The organism is Thiocystis violascens DSM 198, from assembly GCF_000227745.2.
Lineage (GTDB): Bacteria > Pseudomonadota > Gammaproteobacteria > Chromatiales > Chromatiaceae > Chromatium > Chromatium violascens.
Genome location: NC_018012.1, coordinates 2,688,447 through 2,707,523, shown reverse-complemented (window position 1 = coordinate 2,707,523; position 19,077 = coordinate 2,688,447). Strand labels below are relative to the sequence as shown.

12 protein-coding genes are annotated in these 19,077 nt (G+C 64.9%); 10 read left to right on the top strand and 2 right to left on the bottom strand.

What is annotated here, in order from left to right; all coding sequences use genetic code 11:
- Window positions 1-148: 148 nt before the first annotated feature.
- A complete protein-coding gene (locus THIVI_RS11940; protein ID WP_157174622.1) occupies window positions 149-1,978 on the bottom strand; it encodes an ABCB family ABC transporter ATP-binding protein/permease in 1,830 nt (609 codons plus the stop codon).
- A 146-nt stretch (window positions 1,979-2,124) separates the two neighbouring features.
- Here THIVI_RS11940 and THIVI_RS11935 point away from each other — a divergent pair, with 146 nt between their 5' ends.
- The 4 genes from THIVI_RS11935 to THIVI_RS22810 all read left to right on the top strand — a co-directional run bounded on the left by THIVI_RS11935 (window position 2,125) and on the right by THIVI_RS22810 (window position 5,996).
- Window positions 2,125-2,997 carry an HDOD domain-containing protein gene (locus tag THIVI_RS11935; RefSeq protein WP_014778849.1) on the top strand — a complete coding sequence of 291 codons (873 nt, stop codon included), beginning with the start codon at window positions 2,125-2,127 and terminating at the stop codon, window positions 2,995-2,997.
- A 50-nt stretch (window positions 2,998-3,047) separates the two neighbouring features.
- Window positions 3,048-3,398: a S24 family peptidase gene (locus tag THIVI_RS11930; protein ID WP_014778848.1), complete on the top strand. Its 351-nt coding sequence runs from the start codon at window positions 3,048-3,050 to the stop codon at window positions 3,396-3,398.
- Window positions 3,395-4,003, top strand: coding sequence for a hypothetical protein (locus tag THIVI_RS11925; protein WP_014778847.1), 609 nt, complete (start codon window positions 3,395-3,397; stop codon window positions 4,001-4,003). Before THIVI_RS11930 ends, THIVI_RS11925 begins: the two co-directional genes overlap by 4 nt.
- Before the next feature lie 151 nt (window positions 4,004-4,154).
- Window positions 4,155-5,996 carry an oxygen-binding di-iron domain-containing protein gene (locus tag THIVI_RS22810; protein ID WP_052315020.1) on the top strand — a complete coding sequence of 614 codons (1,842 nt, stop codon included), beginning with the start codon at window positions 4,155-4,157 and terminating at the stop codon, window positions 5,994-5,996.
- Here THIVI_RS22810 and THIVI_RS11915 read toward each other — a convergent pair.
- Window positions 5,966-6,832, bottom strand: coding sequence for a c-type cytochrome (locus tag THIVI_RS11915; RefSeq protein WP_014778845.1), 867 nt, complete (start codon window positions 6,830-6,832; stop codon window positions 5,966-5,968). The two genes, THIVI_RS22810 and THIVI_RS11915, sit on opposite strands and share 31 nt — an antisense overlap.
- A 229-nt stretch (window positions 6,833-7,061) precedes the next feature.
- Here THIVI_RS11915 and THIVI_RS11910 point away from each other — a divergent pair, with 229 nt between their 5' ends.
- The 6 genes from THIVI_RS11910 to THIVI_RS11885 all read left to right on the top strand — a co-directional run bounded on the left by THIVI_RS11910 (window position 7,062) and on the right by THIVI_RS11885 (window position 19,072).
- Window positions 7,062-7,982: an alpha/beta hydrolase gene (locus THIVI_RS11910; RefSeq protein ID WP_245537261.1), complete on the top strand. Its 921-nt coding sequence runs from the start codon at window positions 7,062-7,064 to the stop codon at window positions 7,980-7,982.
- Window positions 7,983-8,133: 151 nt separating this feature from the next.
- Window positions 8,134-8,808: a PspA/IM30 family protein gene (locus THIVI_RS11905; RefSeq protein ID WP_014778843.1), complete on the top strand. Its 675-nt coding sequence runs from the start codon at window positions 8,134-8,136 to the stop codon at window positions 8,806-8,808.
- A 42-nt stretch (window positions 8,809-8,850) separates the two neighbouring features.
- Window positions 8,851-14,526 carry a hypothetical protein gene (locus THIVI_RS11900; RefSeq protein ID WP_014778842.1) on the top strand — a complete coding sequence of 1,892 codons (5,676 nt, stop codon included), beginning with the start codon at window positions 8,851-8,853 and terminating at the stop codon, window positions 14,524-14,526.
- A 59-nt stretch (window positions 14,527-14,585) separates the two neighbouring features.
- Window positions 14,586-16,730, top strand: coding sequence for a nitric oxide reductase activation protein NorD (locus THIVI_RS11895; RefSeq protein WP_014778841.1), 2,145 nt, complete (start codon window positions 14,586-14,588; stop codon window positions 16,728-16,730).
- A 259-nt stretch (window positions 16,731-16,989) separates the two neighbouring features.
- The gene (locus THIVI_RS11890) at window positions 16,990-17,532 is read left to right on the top strand and encodes a retropepsin-like aspartic protease family protein (protein WP_014778840.1); all 543 of its coding nucleotides are present in this window, start codon (window positions 16,990-16,992) and stop codon (window positions 17,530-17,532) included.
- A 283-nt stretch (window positions 17,533-17,815) separates the two neighbouring features.
- A complete protein-coding gene (locus THIVI_RS11885) occupies window positions 17,816-19,072 on the top strand; it encodes a cyclic di-GMP phosphodiesterase (protein ID WP_014778839.1) in 1,257 nt (418 codons plus the stop codon).
- The last annotated feature ends 5 nt before the right edge of the window (window positions 19,073-19,077 follow it).

Sequence of the window (19,077 nt, the reverse complement as noted above, 5' to 3'; positions counted from 1 at the left end):
CCGCCGATCCAATTGCCTTTGTGAATGGCGATGCGTGCCTGATGCTAGTCGCGCGGAACCATTGAGCACAAGCTCATGGTTGCGTGGCGCGACGCGGATCGGATCGGCCTGACGGGATGGGCGGCTTGGTACGGTTTGCGGGATGTTTTCACGATCGCATGTTCTCGCCAGATGCGCCCTGTAAGACCACCGCATCGCCCCCTTCGCGCTGCTGTAACTCCCACATCGACGCATAATGTCCGCCGCTCTCCAGCAACTCGCGATGCGTGCCCTGTTCGCGGATACGCCCCTGCTCCATCACTAGAATCCGGTCGGCGTCCACGACCGTCGAGAGTCGGTGCGCGATGACCAGCGTGGTGTGGTTCTCGGCGACCTCGGACAGGGTCTGCTGGATCGCCTGCTCGGTGTGGCTGTCGAGCGAGGAGGTGGCTTCGTCGAAGATGAGGATGCGCGGACGTTTCAACATGGCGCGGGCGATGGCGACGCGCTGTTTCTCGCCGCCGGAGAGCTTCAGTCCGCGCTCGCCGACCACGGTCTCCCAGCCGTCGGGTAGGCTCTCGATGAAGGCGCGGATATGGGCCATGTCGGCGGCGCGCTCGATCTCCGCGCGGGTCGCGCCAGCGCGTCCATAGGCCAGGTTGTAATAGAGGCTGTCGTTGAAGAGCACGGTGTCCTGGGGGACGATGCCGATGGCCGCGCGTAGACTGTCCTGGGTGAGATCGCGCAGATCCTGACCGTCGATCAGGATGCGTCCCCCGGTCACGTCGTAGAAGCGGAACAGCAGCCGCGCCAGGGTCGATTTGCCGGCGCCGCTATGGCCGACCACGGCGAGTTTCTGGCCGGGTTCGATGCGGAAATCCAGGTCGCGCAGAATGGCGCGCTCCGGCTGATAATGAAAATCCACCCGCTCGAAACGGATGCCGCCCTGATCCAGTCGAAGAGGCCGGGCGGTTGGGCGGTCCTGGATCTCGGGCGTGCGCTCCAGCAGTTTGAAGACCAGGTCCATGTCCGCGATGGCGTATTTGATCTGGCGGTAGACGATGCCGAGAAACCCGAGCGGGATGAAAAGTTGCAGCAGCAGCGCGTTGACCAGCACCAGATCGCCGACGCTCATCTGGCCGGCGACCACGCCCTGGGCCGCGAGGCTCATGATCAGCGTGACGCCGATGGCGATGATGGCGCCCTGACCGAAATTGAGCAGCGACATCGAGGTCTGGCTGGCGACCGCCATTTCCTCCCATTCGGCGAGCGTGCCGTCGTAGCGATCCAGTTCCAGACGCTCGTTGCCGAAATACTTGACCGTCTCGTAGTTGATGAGGCTGTCGAAGGCTTGATGGTTGGCCTCCGAGTCGAGCCGGTTCATCCGATGGCGATAGTCCATGCGCCATTCGGTGATCGCGAAGGTGAAGGCGAAATAGACCGCGACGGTGCCGAAGGTCACGAGCATGAAGGACGGGGCGTAGCGGCCGAGCAGGATTGCCGCCACCAGGGCGAATTCGACCAGCACCGGCAGCACGCTGAAGACGACATAGTTGAGAATGGTCGAAACCGAGCGGGTACCGCGCTCCAGGTCGCGACTGACGGCGCCGCTCTGGCGTTCCAGGTGATAGCGCAGCGAGAGGCGGTGCAGATGTTCCAGCACCCGCGTGGACAGACGTCGCATGGCGCGGTAGCGCACCCGCGCGAAGACCACGTCGCGCAGTTCGTTGAACAGAGAGGCGCTGAGTTTGAGCAGGCCGTAGGCCAGCAGCAGGGTGAACGGCAGGATCAGGGTCTGGGTCGCGGGCGACTGGAAGGCGTCGACGATGCCCTTGAGCACCAGCGGCACGCCGACATTGGCGACCTTGGCCAGCACCAGACAGGCGATCGCCAGGCTGGCGCGGCCCCGGAACTCCCAGAGATAGGGCAGCATGTCGCGCAGGTTGCGCCAGTCGCGGCGATCTCCGTGGATTTTTTCGGTGGCAATGATTCGTTTCATCATGGAACGTCTGACCTGTAAGGAATCGCGTGCGTGGGGCATCCCATGGTCGATTTGTCAAAAAATCCAACCGAAACGCCGACGATCCACTATTTTATCGCCAGGACAATACGCCAACGCCGCAACGAAAGGGGAGAGAATTCGCCATGACGCCTGAATCCCTGGTCCGCGCAACCGAAAACCTGTTTTCGCTGCCCGACGTCGTGCTTCGGGTCAACCAACTGATCGACGAACCCGCGACCCGCCCCGCCGACCTGGCCGAGGTCATTCTGTGCGATCCCGGCCTCTCCGCGCGGCTGCTGCGAGTCGTCAACAGCGCCTTTTATGCGCAACCCAAGCCGGTGGAAACGGTGTCTCAGGCGATCGGCCTGATCGGTTTTCAGGCCTTGCGCGACCTGATCATGGCCACCGCCGCGGTGGATCTGTTCAAAGGTCTGCCGCCGGAGAAGGTCAACATGGAGCATTTCTGGCTGCATGGAGTTGCCTGCGGGATCGCCGCGCGGGATCTCGCGGCGCGGCGCGGTCTGCGCAATGGCGAACGCCTCTTTCTTGCGGGTCTGCTGCATGGTTTGGGCAGGCTGATGTTCTTTAGCCAATGCGCCGATGCGTATCGGGAGGTACTGCGGCTCGTCGAACGGGAGCAACTCGACAGCGTCGCTGCCGAGGAGCGGGTGTTCGGGTTCAATCATGTCGAACTTGGGGCCGAGCTGCTGCGGGCCTGGCGTTTCCCGGAGTCGATCTGGAAAGTGGTCGCCGCCCGGCTCGATCCCGCGCTGGCGGGAGCGTATCGCGCCGAGGCGGAAATCCTGCAGGTCGCGGAACGGGTCGCGCGTCAGGTGGCGGCGACGGCGATCGACACTGGCGAGATCGCGAGCGTCGATGCCTCGGACGAACTGAAGGTGCTGGCCGAGCGTTGGTCGCTGGAACCGGATGCCTTGCTGGACTTGCCGGGAGCGACCAGCCTGCGGGCCTTCGAGGTGTTCGAGATTCTACTGCCGGGGTCGACGCTCGTGTACTAAGGAGATTTTCTGAAAAGCTTGCGGTTTCAATCGATCAACGAGGTTTCATCATGGCGGAATCCCCCCTGGGCGGCACGGGTTGCAGCATGCACGAACCCTACGCGCTGCAAGTGCTGGGCGACGAAATGGAGCCCGAGTTCCCGGATCGCTGCATCGTGATCGTGGAACCGGCCGATACCTGCATGCACCGTAGCTATGTCTTCGCGGAGGTCGAGGGGGTGCGCTGGTTTCGCCAGTACCTCAAGGACGACAGCGGCGACCAACGTTTGGTCGCGCTGAATCCCCGCTATCCCGAGATCGAACTCAGGGGGCTGGAATGGTCCGTCCTGGGTGTCATCATTCAGCGCAATATCCGCCGCCAAGTCAAACACTACGACCGCAAGGACGATCGTCGCCCATGAATATCGAAGCGCTGTATCATGCCGTCGATCGGGTGCGGGGGAGTTGCCTCGGGAGCCATTCCAGGGAAGCGACGTTTCTGCGGACCTATCCGGTGCTGCTGTCGGCCGCCCGGCTTCCCGTGCCCAACCCGGTTGACGATTTCCTGCGCCTCGCCAGTCTGGCCTATGCCTGGATGCCGCAGGCGCTACGTCTGGAGACCAACCATCTGGCCGCGGCGGCGCGCGCCCTGGACGCCGCGCGGGGCGAGGCGCCGCTTCTCTCGGAACCGTCCATCGACGCGATCGCGGGCTGCCTCGGCTCGCTTGTCGGCGCCGCGAAGGTGTTGCATCTCGCCAATCCCGCCGTGTTTCCGCTGTGGGATCCGCGCGTCGAGCGACTGCGTTTACAGGAGGCCCCGACCGCTTATCACATGGGCCAGTCCAGCAACTATCTGCGCTTCATCGCCGAGGTTCGGGCGATTGCCGCGCATCCGCTGTTTCTGACCTTTCATCACGACTACTGCACCGCTTATCAGGCACGGCTGCAATGCCTGAAGATCCCGGCGTACCCGCTCACCGAGCCGCGGGTGATCGAGTCCGCCGCCGCGGAACTGGCGGGCGGATAGTCCGACAGCGACCGGCCGCGCGGACGCGCCCGATTTGAAACTTGTCTGGAGCGCCACGACGATTCGGTCAAGGCCCGTCAGGCCGTCCATCACAGGGCCGTGAGTTTTTCGCTTTTCAACCTGTTCAAGGCGGTCGCGATCGATGACAACGATGAATTCCGAACTTACCCACCTGGACCAGGCCGACACCGCCCATGCGTTGGAGATCGCCCCACGGGTCTGGTGGGTTGGCCACGTGCTTGACGACGATGTCTTCCAGTGTCATGTCTATCTGATCGAACAGGGCGACCAATCGGTGCTCTTCGATCCCGGTTCGCGCCTGACCTTTCCGGGCACGCTGCGCAAGATCGAGGAGGTGATTCCCTTCACCCGGATTCGCTATTTCGTCTGCCATCATCAGGATCCGGATATCACCGCCGCGCTCCCGCTGATCGACGAGATGACGGATCGTCCGGATGCGGTCATCGTCACCCATTGGCGCGCGGAGGCGCTGCTCAAGCACTACGGACTCAAGATGCCATTCTGGCTGGTGGACCAGCACGACTGGCGCCTGCCCCTGGACGATCGCGAACTGCGGTTCGTCTTCACCCCCTACGCCCATTTCCCCGGCGCCTTCTGCACCTTCGATCCAAGCACCGGGGTGCTCTTTTCGAGCGACCTCTACGGCGGTTTCACCGCGCGTCCCACGCTGGTGGCCCAGGACGAATCGCACTTCGAGGCGCTACGCCCGTTCCACGAACATTACATGCCGAGCCGCGACATCCTGAACTATGCGCTGAGCCGCATCGAGCAATATCCGGTCAAGATCATCGCCGCCCAGCATGGCTCCATCATCCCGGAGCGGCTGGTGTCCTACATGACGGACAAGCTGAAACATCTCGACTGCGGTATCTATCTCTTCGCCCAGGGCAACACCGACATCCAGCGGCTCTCGCATCTCAACGAGACGCTACGCGAGATCACCCAGACCATGCTGCTGTACCGCGATTTTCGCGATATCGCCGACCGTCTGTTCCATGTCGTCAGCCGCAATCTGCCTGTCGAAAAGATCGATTATTACGCCCGACTGGAAGATGGCACCCTGTTGACGCTCTCCCACGAGACCCGTTTTTCGGGGGTGGTTGGCGACGCCCCGGCGGAGGTGTTGGCCATCCTCGGCATGACTCGGCCGGAGTGGGAAATGGCCCATGCGAGCATGGATCCGGACCTGCACGGCCATACCCTGCACACCGGATTCTTTTGCAGTCGTCATACCGAGGACGACGAACTGGTGGTGACCATGCCGCTGTTTTCGCCGCAACGCGAACGCATCGAGGCCGCGGCCTTGATCTATCTTCAACGCGAAAACGATGTGACGCCGGAGCAGGAACAGGTCATCCAGCAGATCGCGATGCCGCTCCAGGTAGCGCTGGAACGGGAGATGATCTATCGCTCCATCGACAGCAAGCGCAAGGAGGCGTACCAACGCTCCATCCGCGACCCGTTGACCGGGTTGTTTACCCGAGTCTATATGCAGGACGTGATGGAACGTCAGTGCAGTCTTCAGGATCGCGACGAGAACGCACTGGTGTCGGCCCTGATGATCGACGTGGATCATTTCAAGACCGTCAACGACACCTACGGTCATCCTGCGGGCGACGAGGTGCTGAAGCAGGTCGCGACGGTCATGCGGCAGGCGGTCCGCGACACGGATATCCCGGTTCGTTTTGGCGGCGAGGAATTCATTCTCTTCCTGGTGGGAACCACGCCGACCGATGCGGGCCGCTCCGCCGAGCGCATCCGTTCCGCTATCGAAACGCATGCCTTCGAGGTCAATCAAGATGCGCCGATTCCGCTCACAGTCAGCTTGGGGCTTGCCTTCCGCGATCCGTTCGAGCCCCTGGATTCACTGATTCTGCGCGCCGACGAGGCTCTGTATCGAGCCAAGCTGGCAGGGCGCAATCGCTGTGAAATCGCGGTGACTCAACGTTCTGGCGTCGTCGTTGTCGGGTAAGCAGGAAGCGAGGGGAAGGGGGGTATCTCCATCATACCGGACGGCGGTGCTGGAGAAATGGTCGGCATTGGAGGGAGCCCCATGGGTTCGCGAACATAGGCGGGGAAATCCGGGTTCGTCCAGCCCTCCGGCGCCAGTTTTTCCGGGGGCAAGGGCAGGCGCGAGGCGTAATCCAAAACCGCGGCCTGTTCGCGTGACGTGAAGCCATGAATCTGCTTGACCATCTTGGGATCGGAATTTTTGCGCCGTCCCTCGCGGATGGCGTCGAACTGCCGCATCGTATAGGGGTAATGCTGACCGGCGATCGCCGGGATGTGATCGGTCTCGTTCCCCTCGCCGCGCTCGCCGTGGCACTTGGCGCAATGCTCGGCATAGAGCGGTCCGCCCAGTTCCAGATCGATGCCTGGCCCCTGGCCGTTGTGGGCGGTCATCGGCAGTTGGGCGACATAGGCGGCAACGTCCGCGATCTGTTGCGGTCCTCCCAGGATGCGCGGCAGCGAGAAGGGATACATCAGTGGATTGTCGCGGTTACGCGCGCGGATGTCGGCCAACTGCTTGACAATGACGGTGCGCGACTGGCCGGCGATCTGCGGGTAGGTTCCGTCGGCCGTTCCCCAGCCCTCGGGGCGGTGGCAGACGGCGCAGGTGAGATAGGTCCGGCGACCGTTTTCCAGGTCCGGCGTCAGGGCGAGCGCCTGATCGTACTCGGCCTGGGCGATCGAAAAGGACTCGCCGATACTGGCCCCCCCGGCGCTGGTCTCGTCGGCGAACGCGGGCGAGAGCGAGACGCCGAGGAGCGCGAGCAGGGTAAAACGCGCAGCGGTCGGGTGTGACATGAAAACCTCCACAGGTAAACGACATTTCTTTAGGATTCGGGGTTGGAAGGTCGGGATTCAAGCTGGAATGCCCATCGTGGCGCCGTTCGGTCGTCGCTTTCGCCACAAATTACCAACTGTCTGTCCAAGGTCGATCGGCATCCTGCTGATCGGTTGTGCCGTGTTGGCTGGCTGCGCCACGCCCCAGGTCATCGTGCCCCTTGGCTCCGCTGATGACGGACAACGCCAGATGAATGTTCTACCCCGCCTGGATCGGTACCATGCCATCATGGCCGATGGCTATCGTCTGCCGCTGCGGGTCTGGTCTGGCTCCGCCTCCCCCTCAATCGTTGTGCTCGGCTTGCATGGCTTCAACGACTACAGCCATGCCTTCGCACCCCTGGCGAGCGACCTGGCGCGCCGGGGGATCGTCACCTATGCCGCCGACCAGCGCGGATTCGGCGCGAGCGCCCTGCCCGGACGCTGGCATGGCGACCAGGCGCTCACCGAGGATCTCCGAACCCTGATCGCTCTGCTGCGCGCACGCCACCCGCAGGCACGGATTTATGTCGCCGGCGAAAGCATGGGCGGCGCGGTCGCGATGCTGGCGGCGGCGCGGCGTCCACTGCCGATCGACGGACTGATCCTGATCGCGCCCGCGGTCTGGTCGCGCGACACCATGCCCTGGTATCAGCGCGTGGCGCTGCGGGCGGCCATGCAAACCCTGCCCTGGCTGAAGCTGACCGGAGAGGGCGTGCGGCTGAGTCCGTCCGACAACCGGGAGATGCTCCTGGCGATGTCGCGCGATCCGCTGGCGATCAAGGCGACGCGGGTGGACGCGCTCTGGGGCGTCACCGATTTGATGGACGGCGCGCGCGCGTCCGCCGTTCATTTGCCGACACCGCTGTTATTGCTCTATGGCGAGCATGACGAAATCATTCCGAGGAATGCCTTTTGCCGCTTGATTGGCGATCTGCCGGCCGATCGGGATGGGTTGCGTCTGGTGCTCTACCGGCGCGGCTGGCACATGCTGCCCCGCGACCGGCAGGGCGCGCGGGTCCGAGCCGACATCGCCGCCTGGCTTGGCGATCCGACCGCCCCCCTGCCATCGGGAGAGGAAACGCCCATCGACGGCTACCGGACGAAAGCGCTCTGTGCCGGGTTGGATTGACGGATGCGCCGCCTCCTGTTCGAGCACCGGGATCCTGTGACACAGGTTCCGAATATCGCCATCGAATTTAATTAAACAATGTTCATATAAAAATCCCCGATCTATACTCGATAGCGCTCATCACTCTGTCATCACGCCCCGGAGGTGTCTCATGGCCAGTCTATTCAAGCGCATCAGCGATGTCCTTGCCGCCAATCTCAACGATCTGGTGGATCGTGTCGAAGACCCGGAACGGATGATCAAGCAACTCATCCGCGAGATGGAAGAAAACGTCAACAGTGCGCGTGAAGGGGTCATCGACGCCCTGGCCAGCGAGAAGCAATTGGCCAGGGAGCTGGAGCATCAGCGCGGGCAGGCCGGGGAATGGCACCACCGCGCGCGTCTGGCGTTGGAGTCGGGCAACGAAGCGCTCGCGCGCGAGGCGCTGCTGCGCAAGAAGGAACACGACGGCATCGCCGCCAATCTGCAAACCTCCTGGGAGTCCGCCCAGCGCACCGGCGAGCGGCTGAAGTCCCAGTTGCGGGCTTTGGAGATGAAGTTGGAAGAGGCGCGGCTGAAAAAAGGCAGCCTGGTGGCGCGTCAACGGGCGGCCCAAGCGCGCGAACAGATGGGGCAAGTCAATGATCGGTTTCAGACCGGTCTCGATCTCGATCATTCCTTTGGTTGCATGGCGGGCAAGGTGGATGAGATGGAAGCGCGCATGGAAGCCCGCGATGAGCTGTACGGCGAGTACAGCCAGGTCGAGCGGGAGTTTCTGAAAATGGAAGTCGACAGCGAGGTCGAGGCGGAACTGGCTGCGCTCAAGCGGGAAACGCGCAAGGATTGAGTCCGGGACGGTTTCCTTTTCCCTCCCGCGGAGGCGGCGATCATGGTCTGGGCCTTTCTGATTCCGATGGCGGGGCTGTGGCTGGTCGCGCCGGTCGTCCTCCTGATTTCACTGATCGTCACCCACCGGCGGCTCAAGGAGGTCCGCCAACGGCTGGCGGCGGCGCAACGCCTCACGCCAACGGGGGCGGCGGGGCGCGGCGCCAGCGGCGATCACCACCGCTACGCGCCGGACGATCTGGACAATCTGCTGCTGTTGCGGCAGGAACTGGACCGTCTGGCCGATGCCGGGGAGCTGACGCGGGAGCGGCATCGACACCTGATGGGCGAACTGGATCGGGTGCTGGTGCGTCATCTGCGCGCGGGCGGGGCAACACCGGACAGCCGCGATTGGCACCATCGGCGCGCCCTGGCCTGGAGTCTGTTGACGCAATCGATGGAGACCCCGCCGGGACCGCCGCCCTGGCAACCGGCCGAGCCGGCACCAACACCGGCACCATCCTGGACACCCGTTGCCGCGATCCCGCAAGCCGCCGAGGCGCGCACCGGATGGCCGGCACTGACCCTGGAACCAATGGACCTGGAACCCTTGACCCTGGATCTCTCCGATCTGGAGCCGCCGGGCGCTCGATTGGCCGCCCCAGCGCCGCCAGTGCCTCCCGAGCCCCGCCAACCGCCCACGCATGATTCCCCGCCAGCCAAACCGAAATCCATCGCGTCGACCACCCGTTCCCTGAGCGGAGTCGAAGGGAAGCGACAGCGATTTTTCGGCTGGCCCAAACTGATCCTGCCCTTTCTGGCGCAGAACATCGGCTGGTTTATCGGCGCCTTCTGTTTCGTCTCCGGCGCGCTCTTTCTCATCGCCAACACCAGCGGGTTCGTCAACGCCCTGACGGTGTTCGCCAGCCTGACCGGCGCGACCGCCTTCCTGCTCTGGGCCGGCTATCAGTTCCGCCGCAAGGTGTCGGAAATGGTGGTCGCCAGCAGCATGCTGCTGACGCTCGCCATGCTGCTCGCGCCGCTGGATCTGGCGGTGGCCGTTCGCCTGATCGACGCCAGCGACGGCAATGGAACCCTGTTGATCGTCAGTCTGTTGATGACCGCGCTCACCCTGACGGGCTTTGCCTGGGCGGCCGCGTTGAGCAGCGCGCTCATGGATCGGGTGCTGCGCGGAACCTATCCCTGGCTGCTAACGGCACTGGCGGCGGTGCAGCTTGCCGCACCGCTCGCCGGTGCCTGGCCGGACTGGCCCGCGTTGGCGGCCTTGCATCTGGTACTTTTGGCGCTGCTTGCCTATGGTTTGTGGCGCTTCGCCCGCGCATGGCTGCAACGGCTGTTCGTCGACCAGCGCCTGACGACCTATTACGCCGCCGGGATGCTGGTCTATACCGCGACCGTCTCGTTCGTCCATCTGACCTGGATCTGGCCGGAACCGCTGCCCGCCGGCTACGCGGGGCCGTTCCTGATGGCCCTGAGCGGGCTGCTGTTCCCGGTTGATGCCGCCTTCAAGGATTGGGTCAACAAATACGCCTTTCTGTCCCGCGTCAGTTTCGCGCTCTACGCGCTGTCGACGGTGGCGATCGCGGTGTCGCTCCAGTCGACTCCGACCCTTCTGCTCACCCTGACGCTGGGGGCGATCCTCTATACCTGGGTGACCTGGCGATATCGGACCCTGCCGCCGTTGTTGTTGCTCCTGGGTTCTGTGGCCGGACTCTATGGATTCGGGATACTGACGCGCCTGCCGCCGGCCTGGCATGCACTCGCCAGTCTGCCAGGTCTGGTCGCACTGCTGTTGCTGGCGCGCTGGATCGCTCCCCGCTCGCCGGCCATCGCCCGGCACGCTCTGCTGGCGTGCGGCGGGTTGCTCATCGGTCCCACGGTCTGGAGTCTGTTCTGGAGCTTGCCGGGTTGGGTGGGTTTCGTCACGGCACTCACGGCGGCGATGCTCCTGTCTCGGATTGTCCGGCGCGTGCTGGCGTTGCCGGATGCCGATCCGCGTTGGGCCGATGCCGATGCCGGCGTGGTCATCCTGGCCTCGGCGGCGGTCTCCTATGCGCCGGTCTGGACGCCCTTGAGTTGGGAGGCGCAAACCGCGTTCGGCCTGCTGGCGCTGGCGGCGCTCTGGAGCGGCCTGGGGCTGCATGTGCGCTGGCCAGTGCCCGTCAGTCGAACCGTCTGGATTCGCGGCGCGCTGGCCAGCGTGGCGCTGGGGCTGTTACTGGGCGGAGTCGCCTTCTGGCCAAACCCGCTGGGCCGCATGGAGCCGCTCGTCCTGCTGACAATGGCGAGTGCGGTGTTGCTTTGGCTCAGTCTGGGTCTGCGTCGACAGATGCTCTTTTATGGCGTCCTGATTCTCGTCGCCGGGCTCGGAGGCTTGATCAAGCTGGGGTATTTCCCTGGCCCAAGCACGGGATCGAGCGAGTTCCTGATGGTGCTAGCGCTGTGGTCGTGGTTGACCTGGCTCGACTGGCGCGACCGTCAGCGTCAGGCGCTCCGCTCGCTCATGGACGACGTGGACGTGGCGCCGGATTCGCCGTCACTGAGCGCGCTCGTCCGCGTCCCGCTGGAACGGGCGATGGCTCTGCTCTGGGCGCTCGGCCTGGTGCATCTGAGCCTGCGTCTGCTCGACGGCGCGCTCGGAGCCTGGTTGCCCGCGCAGATGGGACTGGCGATCCTCAGCGGGGCGTTACTCATCGGTCATTTCCACCTCTACCGCTGGGCCGCGATGCCTTTTTTGCTGGGTCTGGCCGGCCTGATGGTTCAATGCGATCGCCTGGACTTGACGCTCCCCTGGCTGGGTGCTGTGGCCGTCCTTTATGTGCTCCTGGTCTGGCGGATAGCTGTCGCCATACTGGCGAGTCCCGCGGCCTGGCGGTTGGCGGGGATCCTGAGTTTCACCGTGCCCGGCGGCGCTGGCGGGCGCCGGCAGGCGGAAGCGAGCCTGCACGCCTGCGCGCTCATCGTCGCGACCGTTCCGGTCGCGGCCAGCCTCGGGCTAGCCCTGCTGAGATCGCCGGCGCCGGAATGGCTGCCGGCACTGGTGCTGAGTCTGCTGCTCTTCGTCCTGACCGGCTGGCCGCGCCGTTCGGCACCGCATGCCCTGGCGGCCTTGGCGACGCTGACCGTCGGGGTCTGGCTGATCGCGGCCTGGCTGAATCCGGTCATGCTGTTCGGGCTGGGTCAACCGCTGGTCAACGTGCTTCTGAGCGCGGTCATGGCGCTGGCGGCGCTTGGGCTGGAACCTGGACGGCACGCGCAACGCACCGCGCCGCTGGCCTACTGGCGTTCGCCGCTGTCACGCGTCGGCGGACTGCTCTACGCGCTGGCGCTGGCGGGCGCGTTGCTGGCGGCGCTGGCCGAGGATCCGGGGCTGCCCAGCTTACTGGCATTGTTGTGTCTCGCACTCTTCCCGGTGTTTCGACCCTTGCGGAACGCCGCGAACTGGCGCGGCCCGATGCTGGCGCTGCTGCTGGGCGGGCTGATCCTGAGTGTCGTCTCCCGCACCGGCTGGAATCTTCAGGAGATGGCCTGGGGCGCCATCGTCTGGGGCTATCTGCTGTGGCTCGGCGGCAATCTGTGGCTGCCGCGCTGGAACGCCCGCTGGCCTGATTGGGCCGTGACGCCGGCACTCTGGCCCTTGCTGGGACTCGCCGGGGTGCTGGGCGGGGCCACTCTAGGCTTCCTGGCCGGCCAGCTCTCGCCCGCCGCCGCGCTGGCCCTGCTGACGCCGTATATCTGGCTCCTGTTGCGCAATACCGCCTGGTCGGGCATGGCCTGGCTGGCGGTGGCGGCGCTAACGGGGAGCGGGATGCTGGCGACCGGCATCCTGGCCTGGCAGCCACTGAACATGATGCTGGCGCTGCTCTGGCTGAATCTGCTCTTCCTGCTGGGGACGCTGTGGCGACGGCATGGCCCGCGGCTGGCGCATTGGCTGAATGGGCGTTGCGCTGCCCTCGACGCGCCGTTGTTCTGGATTCCCTTTGCCCTGCTGGCGCTGCTGACCTTGGCGCTGACGCTGGAGACCTTCGGGTGGCGGCTGACCGTCGCGCCGCCGGTGTTCAGCGGTCTGTCGCTAACGGGCGTAACAGTCTTGCTGGCGCTGACCGCTGGCCATGCGTTCAGACTTCGCCCATATCGATTCCAGGCCCATCTGCTATTGCTGGGATTGACCCTGCTAGCGGTGGCGGCGTTGCTGAATCTGGCCATGACGCCAAACCAATTCGCGCTGGCGATGACCCTTTGGAACGGCTTGCTCCTGCTGGCCTGGCGTTACGGACCGCCCGGCACTGACGCCTGGCGTGTGGCGTTGACGCACTGGTTGAACCTCTTGCCGGCTGCGGCGATCACGCTCTTGTTCGCCGCATCGAGCCTGGATTGGCGCTTCCTAACCCTGACCCTCATCGCGCTGGCCGGGGTGACGCTGACAACGGGCTGGTGGATGCGCGCGCGGATCTGGCTCGCGCTCGGTCTGACCCTGGCGCTGACGGCGACCTACACTGCTTGGTTCAAGGGCACGGATCCATTCGTCCTGGAAATCGTCGGCGGACTCGCGCCCTGGTATGCCGTTCAAACCCTGCTGCTCTGGCTGGGGTCGCTGGCGGTTCAGAGGAGTCTGGACGCGCGGGCCTATCGCCTCGCCGACGACCGCTCCGAGGTCGATCCCGAGCGGCTCGCCCGGCTTGCCGATCTGGAACAAACACTGAGCGAGTTGCGTCCCTGGCTGCTGGTGTCCGGCCTTGGCTGGCTGCTCTGGCATGGCTGGAGCGTGCTGGCGTCTCAAGCCGGATGGGGTGCGTCGCCCTGGCATTTCGGCGTTCGCGCCGATCCGCTGGCGGCGGGCGCGGCCCTGCTGCTCCTGGCCGGCTGGGCCGCTGTCCGGGCCTGGCGCCGGCCGGACGAACCGCGTTGGATTGACCTCGCGGCGCTGCTGCTGGGACTGCTGGCGGGTTACGCGCGACTGGTGGGTCTGGGACTGGCGCCCTTCGCGGTCGGCGATACGACGGTTCTCATGGCCGCCGCCTACGTCGCGCTGCTGCTGCACCAGTTCAGCGGCGCGCGACCCTTCTACCGTCTCGCCCTGCTGCTGCCCATCCTGGCCGTCGCCACCACGCCGCTGCAACTCGCCTCGGGCTGGTCCGGCGGAACCCTGCTCGCCGCGTCCGTGCTCTATCTGACGCTGGCGAGCCGGCAGCGCCATCCCTGGGCGCTTTATCTCGGGGTTTTGGCGCTCAACGGCGCGGTCTATCTGTGGGCGCCGCTGTGGGCCGAACGCTACGAACTCTGGCAGTTCTATATCGCACCAGCGGCGGTGTCGGTGCTGGCGCTGCTGCATCTGCACCGCGCCGAATTGCGGCCAAGCGTGTTGACCGGCGCCCGACTGACGGCCTTGAGCGCGCTTTACGCCGGGGCCGCCCTGGACCTTTTCCTGCGACCGGAACTGAGCGTGTTCGTGCTGGCGCTCGCCCTGGCCTTTCTCGGGATTCTGCTCGGCATCGCGCTACGCATCCGCGCCTTCCTCTACGCCGGCGTGGTCTTCCTGATTTTTAATGTGATCGGGCAACTGGTCCAGTTCTATCCGGACCAGGGCATCGGCCGGGCATTGATCCTGATCGGACTGGGCGCCACCATTACCGGTGGCATGGTGATCTTCAACCTGAAGCGCGAGGTTATCCTGCGCCGGGTCCGGATTCTGCGGGCGGATCTGGCGGCCTGGGAGTGACGTTGGAATCGCTCAACACACTGCCTATCACTCTGGACGCGGTTTAAGAGCGCCTAACGATGCCTATTTCAGAACTCAGCCTGACCGCCGCCGAGCTTGAGGAGCGTCTGGATCTTTATCTCGACGCGGCGCTGTCCTCGCGTCGCACGGCGGCGCAACCGGCGCGCGAGCTGGCCGCGTTCGACCGGGCGCGTCAGCGCTTCGTGCTGCATTGGGGCGCGGTGATCGCGCGCGATAACGCCGAACTCGCCTATCAGTTCAGTGCCCATGCGCCGGCGGCGATGCGTCTGATGGATCTCGACGCGGTGGAGTCCTGGCTGCTCCATGCCATGGATCTCTACGACAAAAAGGGCCAGATGCTGGCCATTCGCGCCTTCCAGTCGGCCGCCGATTTTGCCGCGCATCGTCAGGAGCGGATCAGCGGCAAGGCGCTGGAAGAGTGCACAGGGATTCTGGAGCACTTCGTGTGTGGACTCAATGGCCGGTCGCTCAAAATCGCCGTCGACATTCAGTCATTCACCGATACCGAGAGCATATTTCTCCCCCCGGTCGTTGGCCGGCTGCCGGACCGGGCGGCCAATTTCCGGCTCTACAAGGCGATGACGGTGCATCTATGGGCGCAGAATTGGTACGGCACCTGGCGCGGTGGCTGGCTGCTGGAGGCGCTGGACTCGGGGCGTCTCGCCAGCGCGGATCTGCCGCGTTTCCATGCGCTGGAGACCGCGCGTCTGGATGCCTGCATCGCCCGCGACTTCCCCGGTCTGCACCGCGACTTGCTGGCGCTACGGCGTCTGCTGGAGACGGACGAATCCCAAACCGATGCCGCCTGGAGATCGCTCGCTCGGCCCTTGGCCGATGTGCGCGACAGTCTGCGTTTGGCGGGCGAGTCCGGCGGTGGACTGGCCGAGGCCGGCTGTTACGCCGGCATCCTGCAACCGGACGCGGTGCGCGCCTGCCTGGCGAAACGCGCGGCAGCGGAGCGCAACGCCTTCCGGATCGCGCTCGCCCGACTGATCGAGGACCGGGACGGTCGCCCGCCCGGCGAGGATCGGCCGGACGCCGAAACCCTGCCCGAGACCCGCGCGCGTCTCGCCGCCCGGGATCGGGCGGATCCGGACAGCCCCAGCGGCATCCGCTACGAACTCTTCCTGGACGGCCAGCCGATCGCGCCGCCGCCCGACGCGGTCTCGACCATGGCGAGCATCGTGCAGGATCTGGGCGAGATCCCGCCCGACTACCTGGTCGCGGCCGGTCCGGGGCTCTATCGGCCCAATCAGGGCGACGACGACAGCGAACCCGATTCGGCGTGGGCCGGCACCTATCACGAGGAAGGCGCCTTTCTCTATGACGAGTGGGACCACCGCCGCCGGCATCACCGCAAGAACTGGTGCGTGCTGCGCGAACGGATGATCGAGCCCGGCGATCCGGGCTTTTATCGCGAGACCCTGCGTCGCTATGGCGGGCTGATCAAATCCATCCGCCGCACCTTCGAGATCCTGCGCGGCGAGGATCGGCGTCTGCGGCGTCAGACCGATGGCGAGGAGGTCGACATCGACGCCCTGGTCGACGCCCATGCCGATGTTCAGGCCGGGCTGGAGATGACCGATCGGCTGTTCACTCGCCTGGACCGGCGCGAGCGCGATATCGCCGTGCTCTTCATGGTCGATATGTCCGGCTCCACCAAGGGCTGGATCAACCGCGCCGAGCGCGAGTCGCTGATCCTGCTCGCCGAGTCGCTGGCGACGTTGGGCGACCGCTTCGCCATTCACGGCTTCTCCGGCTGGGGCCGCAAACGCTGCGAAATCTTTCCGGTCAAAGGTTTCGATCAGCCCTACGACGAGGCCGCCAAGGCGCGCATCTGCGGCATCGAGCCGCGCGACTACACCCGCATGGGCGCGCCGATCCGGCATCTGACCCGGCTGCTCCAGGCGCAGCCGGCCCGCACCCGGCTGCTGGTCACGCTCTCCGACGGCAAGCCGGACGATTACGACCCGCAATACCGGGGCGACTACGGCATCGAGGACACCCGTCAGGCGCTCTTCGAGGCGCGTCTGGCCGGCGTGCATCCCTTCTGTATCACCATCGACGAGACCGGCGCCGACTATCTGCCGCATCTCTACGGCCCGGCCAGCTTCGCCGTCGTCAGCGATGTCGCCCGGCTGCCGCTGAAGGTGACGGAGATCTATCGGCGTCTCACCTCCTGATTCACACCGTCTCCAGGGCGAGGTCGAACCGATCGCCGTCCTCTCCGACGACGCGATAGCGCACGTAGGGCAATGACATCTTCCATGCCGCTCTCGCAATGGTTGCTTTTCGGCAGGGGCATTGGCACCCTCGCCGATACTGGTTACCGGCGCATGCTTATATCATGCAGGAGAGATCTTCAATGAAAGACCGTTCCTGGCTTCCGTTCGTCTTTCCGATCCTTGCCTCGACACCAGCGCGACGACTCCTGGAATGCGGATGAACGACCTACGGCCGAACCCGAACCTCGACGATCTGCCCTCGCGTCTCGGACGGGCGATGCTGTTTGGCGCCTGGATCGCCGGGCTTGCGTTGCTGGCGCTGTTCTTCCAATCCGTGATCGAGCGGCAGGAAAACCCGAACCCGGATCCGGCCCTGACCCAGACTCGGGACGGGGTTCTCCAGGTGGTGCTGCAACGCAATCGCGCCGGTCACTATGTCGCGGGCGGTTCGGTCAACGGCGTGCCCGTGCGCTTTCTGGTCGATACGGGGGCGACGAACGTGGCGCTCCCACTGGATCTGGCGCAGCGTCTGCGCTTGCCGCTGCGCCCTGGCGGCGTCAGCATGACCGCGAATGGCCCCGTCGAGACCTGGAGCACGCGGCTCGATCAGGTCGATCTGGGCGGACTTGTCGCGCGCGGGGTGCGCGCGAGCGTGCTGCCGAACATGCCCGGCGGCGAGGTGCTGCTGGGCATGAGTTACCTCAAGCATCTGGAACTGATTCAGCGCGGCAGTACGCTCACGCTGCGCCGGCATGAATGAGATGCGCGTCATGCGCGTTCGGTGCCCGGTCCGCGCTTCCAGTTCAACCTCCACGGCCATTCGGTTAAGCCGTTCGTGGTTCGAGTGCCTCACCACGAACGGCTTAACTGAATGGCCGTGAGTCCAACTTCGCGTGCAACTTGCTGTAGAGTAGAGACCGGATGCATGATCAACTCCGATTGAATCACGGACAGGTCAGGAGTGAAGCCTCGGAGTACCGGACACGCTGGTCTTTTGCGTAAACGGGGCTCCCTGACATCGACCCTCTACAGGCACTTGAAACGTGAGCGATCACCAGGCGCGCTTTATCGATGTCGACGAACTCCGCGTCGGCATGTACATCTATCTGGATCTCGGCTGGATCGGGCATCCATTCGCCCTCAATAACTTCAAAATCGTCTCGGACAGCCAGATCGAGACGATTCGCGGTCTGGGTCTGAAGCGCTTGCGCTGGTCGCCGGAACACAGCGACCTGGCGACGCCCGACACCGCCTCGACAGCGGCCGACACCGCTGGCGAGGCGCGTTCGCCGACCGCCGAGCGCCGTCAGCGCCTGCTCGACCAGCAGGCGAGCCTGGCGCGTTGCGAACGCGAGTTTTCCGATGCCACGCGCACCTTCCGCGACATCCTCAAGCTCGTGCAAACCCAACCGAAGCCGGCGCGGGAGCGGGCCGAGGCCATGGTCGACGATCTGGTCGGCAAGCTGCTCGATCAAGGCGAATGCTTTATCCGCCTGCTCTCGGAAAAGGCCGGCGAGAAATCCTCGCTGCACGCGATCAACGTGACCGCCATCGCGCTGCTGCTCGGCAAAAGCCTGGGACTCGACGCCGCGGCGCTGAAGCTGCTCGGTCTCGGCGCCTTGCTGCACGATATCGGCAAGATCGAGCTGCCGGAGCGTTTACGCTGGCGCGACGACGGTTTCAACGCCGCCGAGCGCAAACTCTTTCAGCAGCACGTCGATCACGGGGTCGAACTAGCGGCGCGGATGGGCATCGAGGCGGAGGCGTGCGGGATCATCGCCCAACATCACGAATATGTCGACGGCAGCGGTTTCCCCCGGCAGTTGAGCGGGGAGTCATTGACGCAGGCGTCGCGCATCCTGGGGCTGGTCAATTACTACGACAATCTCTGCAATCCGGCCAATCCAGTCGCGGCGATCACCCCGCACAAGTCCTTGTCGCTGATGTTCGCGCAGTTCCGGCAGAAGTTCGACGCGGACATCCTCGGCGTCTTCATCCGTATGATGGGGGTTTATCCGCCCGGCTCGATGGTTGTGCTCACCGATGGCCGCCATGCGCTGGTGGTCTCGGTGAACTCGTCGCGCCCCTTGAAGCCACGGGTGCTTATCCATGATCCGCGGATCCCGCGCGACGATGCGCTGGTGGTCGATCTCGAAGACGAACCCGCGTTGGGGATCCGCCGGAGCCTGAAGCCGGATCAATTGCCGCGCGCCGTCTTCGACTATCTCTCGCCCGGTCAGCGCATCTGCTATTTCTTCGAACGCGCGCGCAATCCGTTGGACCGCCGGGGGAGCCGATGAGCCGG

Excerpts from the sequence above, each read along its gene's own strand:
- THIVI_RS11925 (WP_014778847.1), top strand. The coding sequence starts at position 3,395 with ATGAATATCGAAGCGCTGTATCATGCCGTCGATCGGGTGCGGGGGAGT.
- THIVI_RS11890 (WP_014778840.1), top strand. The coding sequence starts at position 16,990 with ATGAACGACCTACGGCCGAACCCGAACCTCGACGATCTGCCCTCGCGT.
- THIVI_RS11940 (WP_157174622.1), bottom strand. The coding sequence starts at position 1,978 with ATGAAACGAATCATTGCCACCGAAAAAATCCACGGAGATCGCCGCGAC.
- THIVI_RS11930 (WP_014778848.1), top strand. The coding sequence starts at position 3,048 with ATGGCGGAATCCCCCCTGGGCGGCACGGGTTGCAGCATGCACGAACCC.
- THIVI_RS11935 (WP_014778849.1), top strand. The coding sequence starts at position 2,125 with ATGACGCCTGAATCCCTGGTCCGCGCAACCGAAAACCTGTTTTCGCTG.
- THIVI_RS11900 (WP_014778842.1), top strand. The coding sequence starts at position 8,851 with ATGGTCTGGGCCTTTCTGATTCCGATGGCGGGGCTGTGGCTGGTCGCG.
- THIVI_RS11915 (WP_014778845.1), bottom strand. The coding sequence starts at position 6,832 with ATGTCACACCCGACCGCTGCGCGTTTTACCCTGCTCGCGCTCCTCGGC.
- THIVI_RS11910 (WP_245537261.1), top strand. The coding sequence starts at position 7,062 with ATGAATGTTCTACCCCGCCTGGATCGGTACCATGCCATCATGGCCGAT.
- THIVI_RS22810 (WP_052315020.1), top strand. The coding sequence starts at position 4,155 with ATGAATTCCGAACTTACCCACCTGGACCAGGCCGACACCGCCCATGCG.
- THIVI_RS11895 (WP_014778841.1), top strand. The coding sequence starts at position 14,586 with ATGCCTATTTCAGAACTCAGCCTGACCGCCGCCGAGCTTGAGGAGCGT.
- THIVI_RS11905 (WP_014778843.1), top strand. The coding sequence starts at position 8,134 with ATGGCCAGTCTATTCAAGCGCATCAGCGATGTCCTTGCCGCCAATCTC.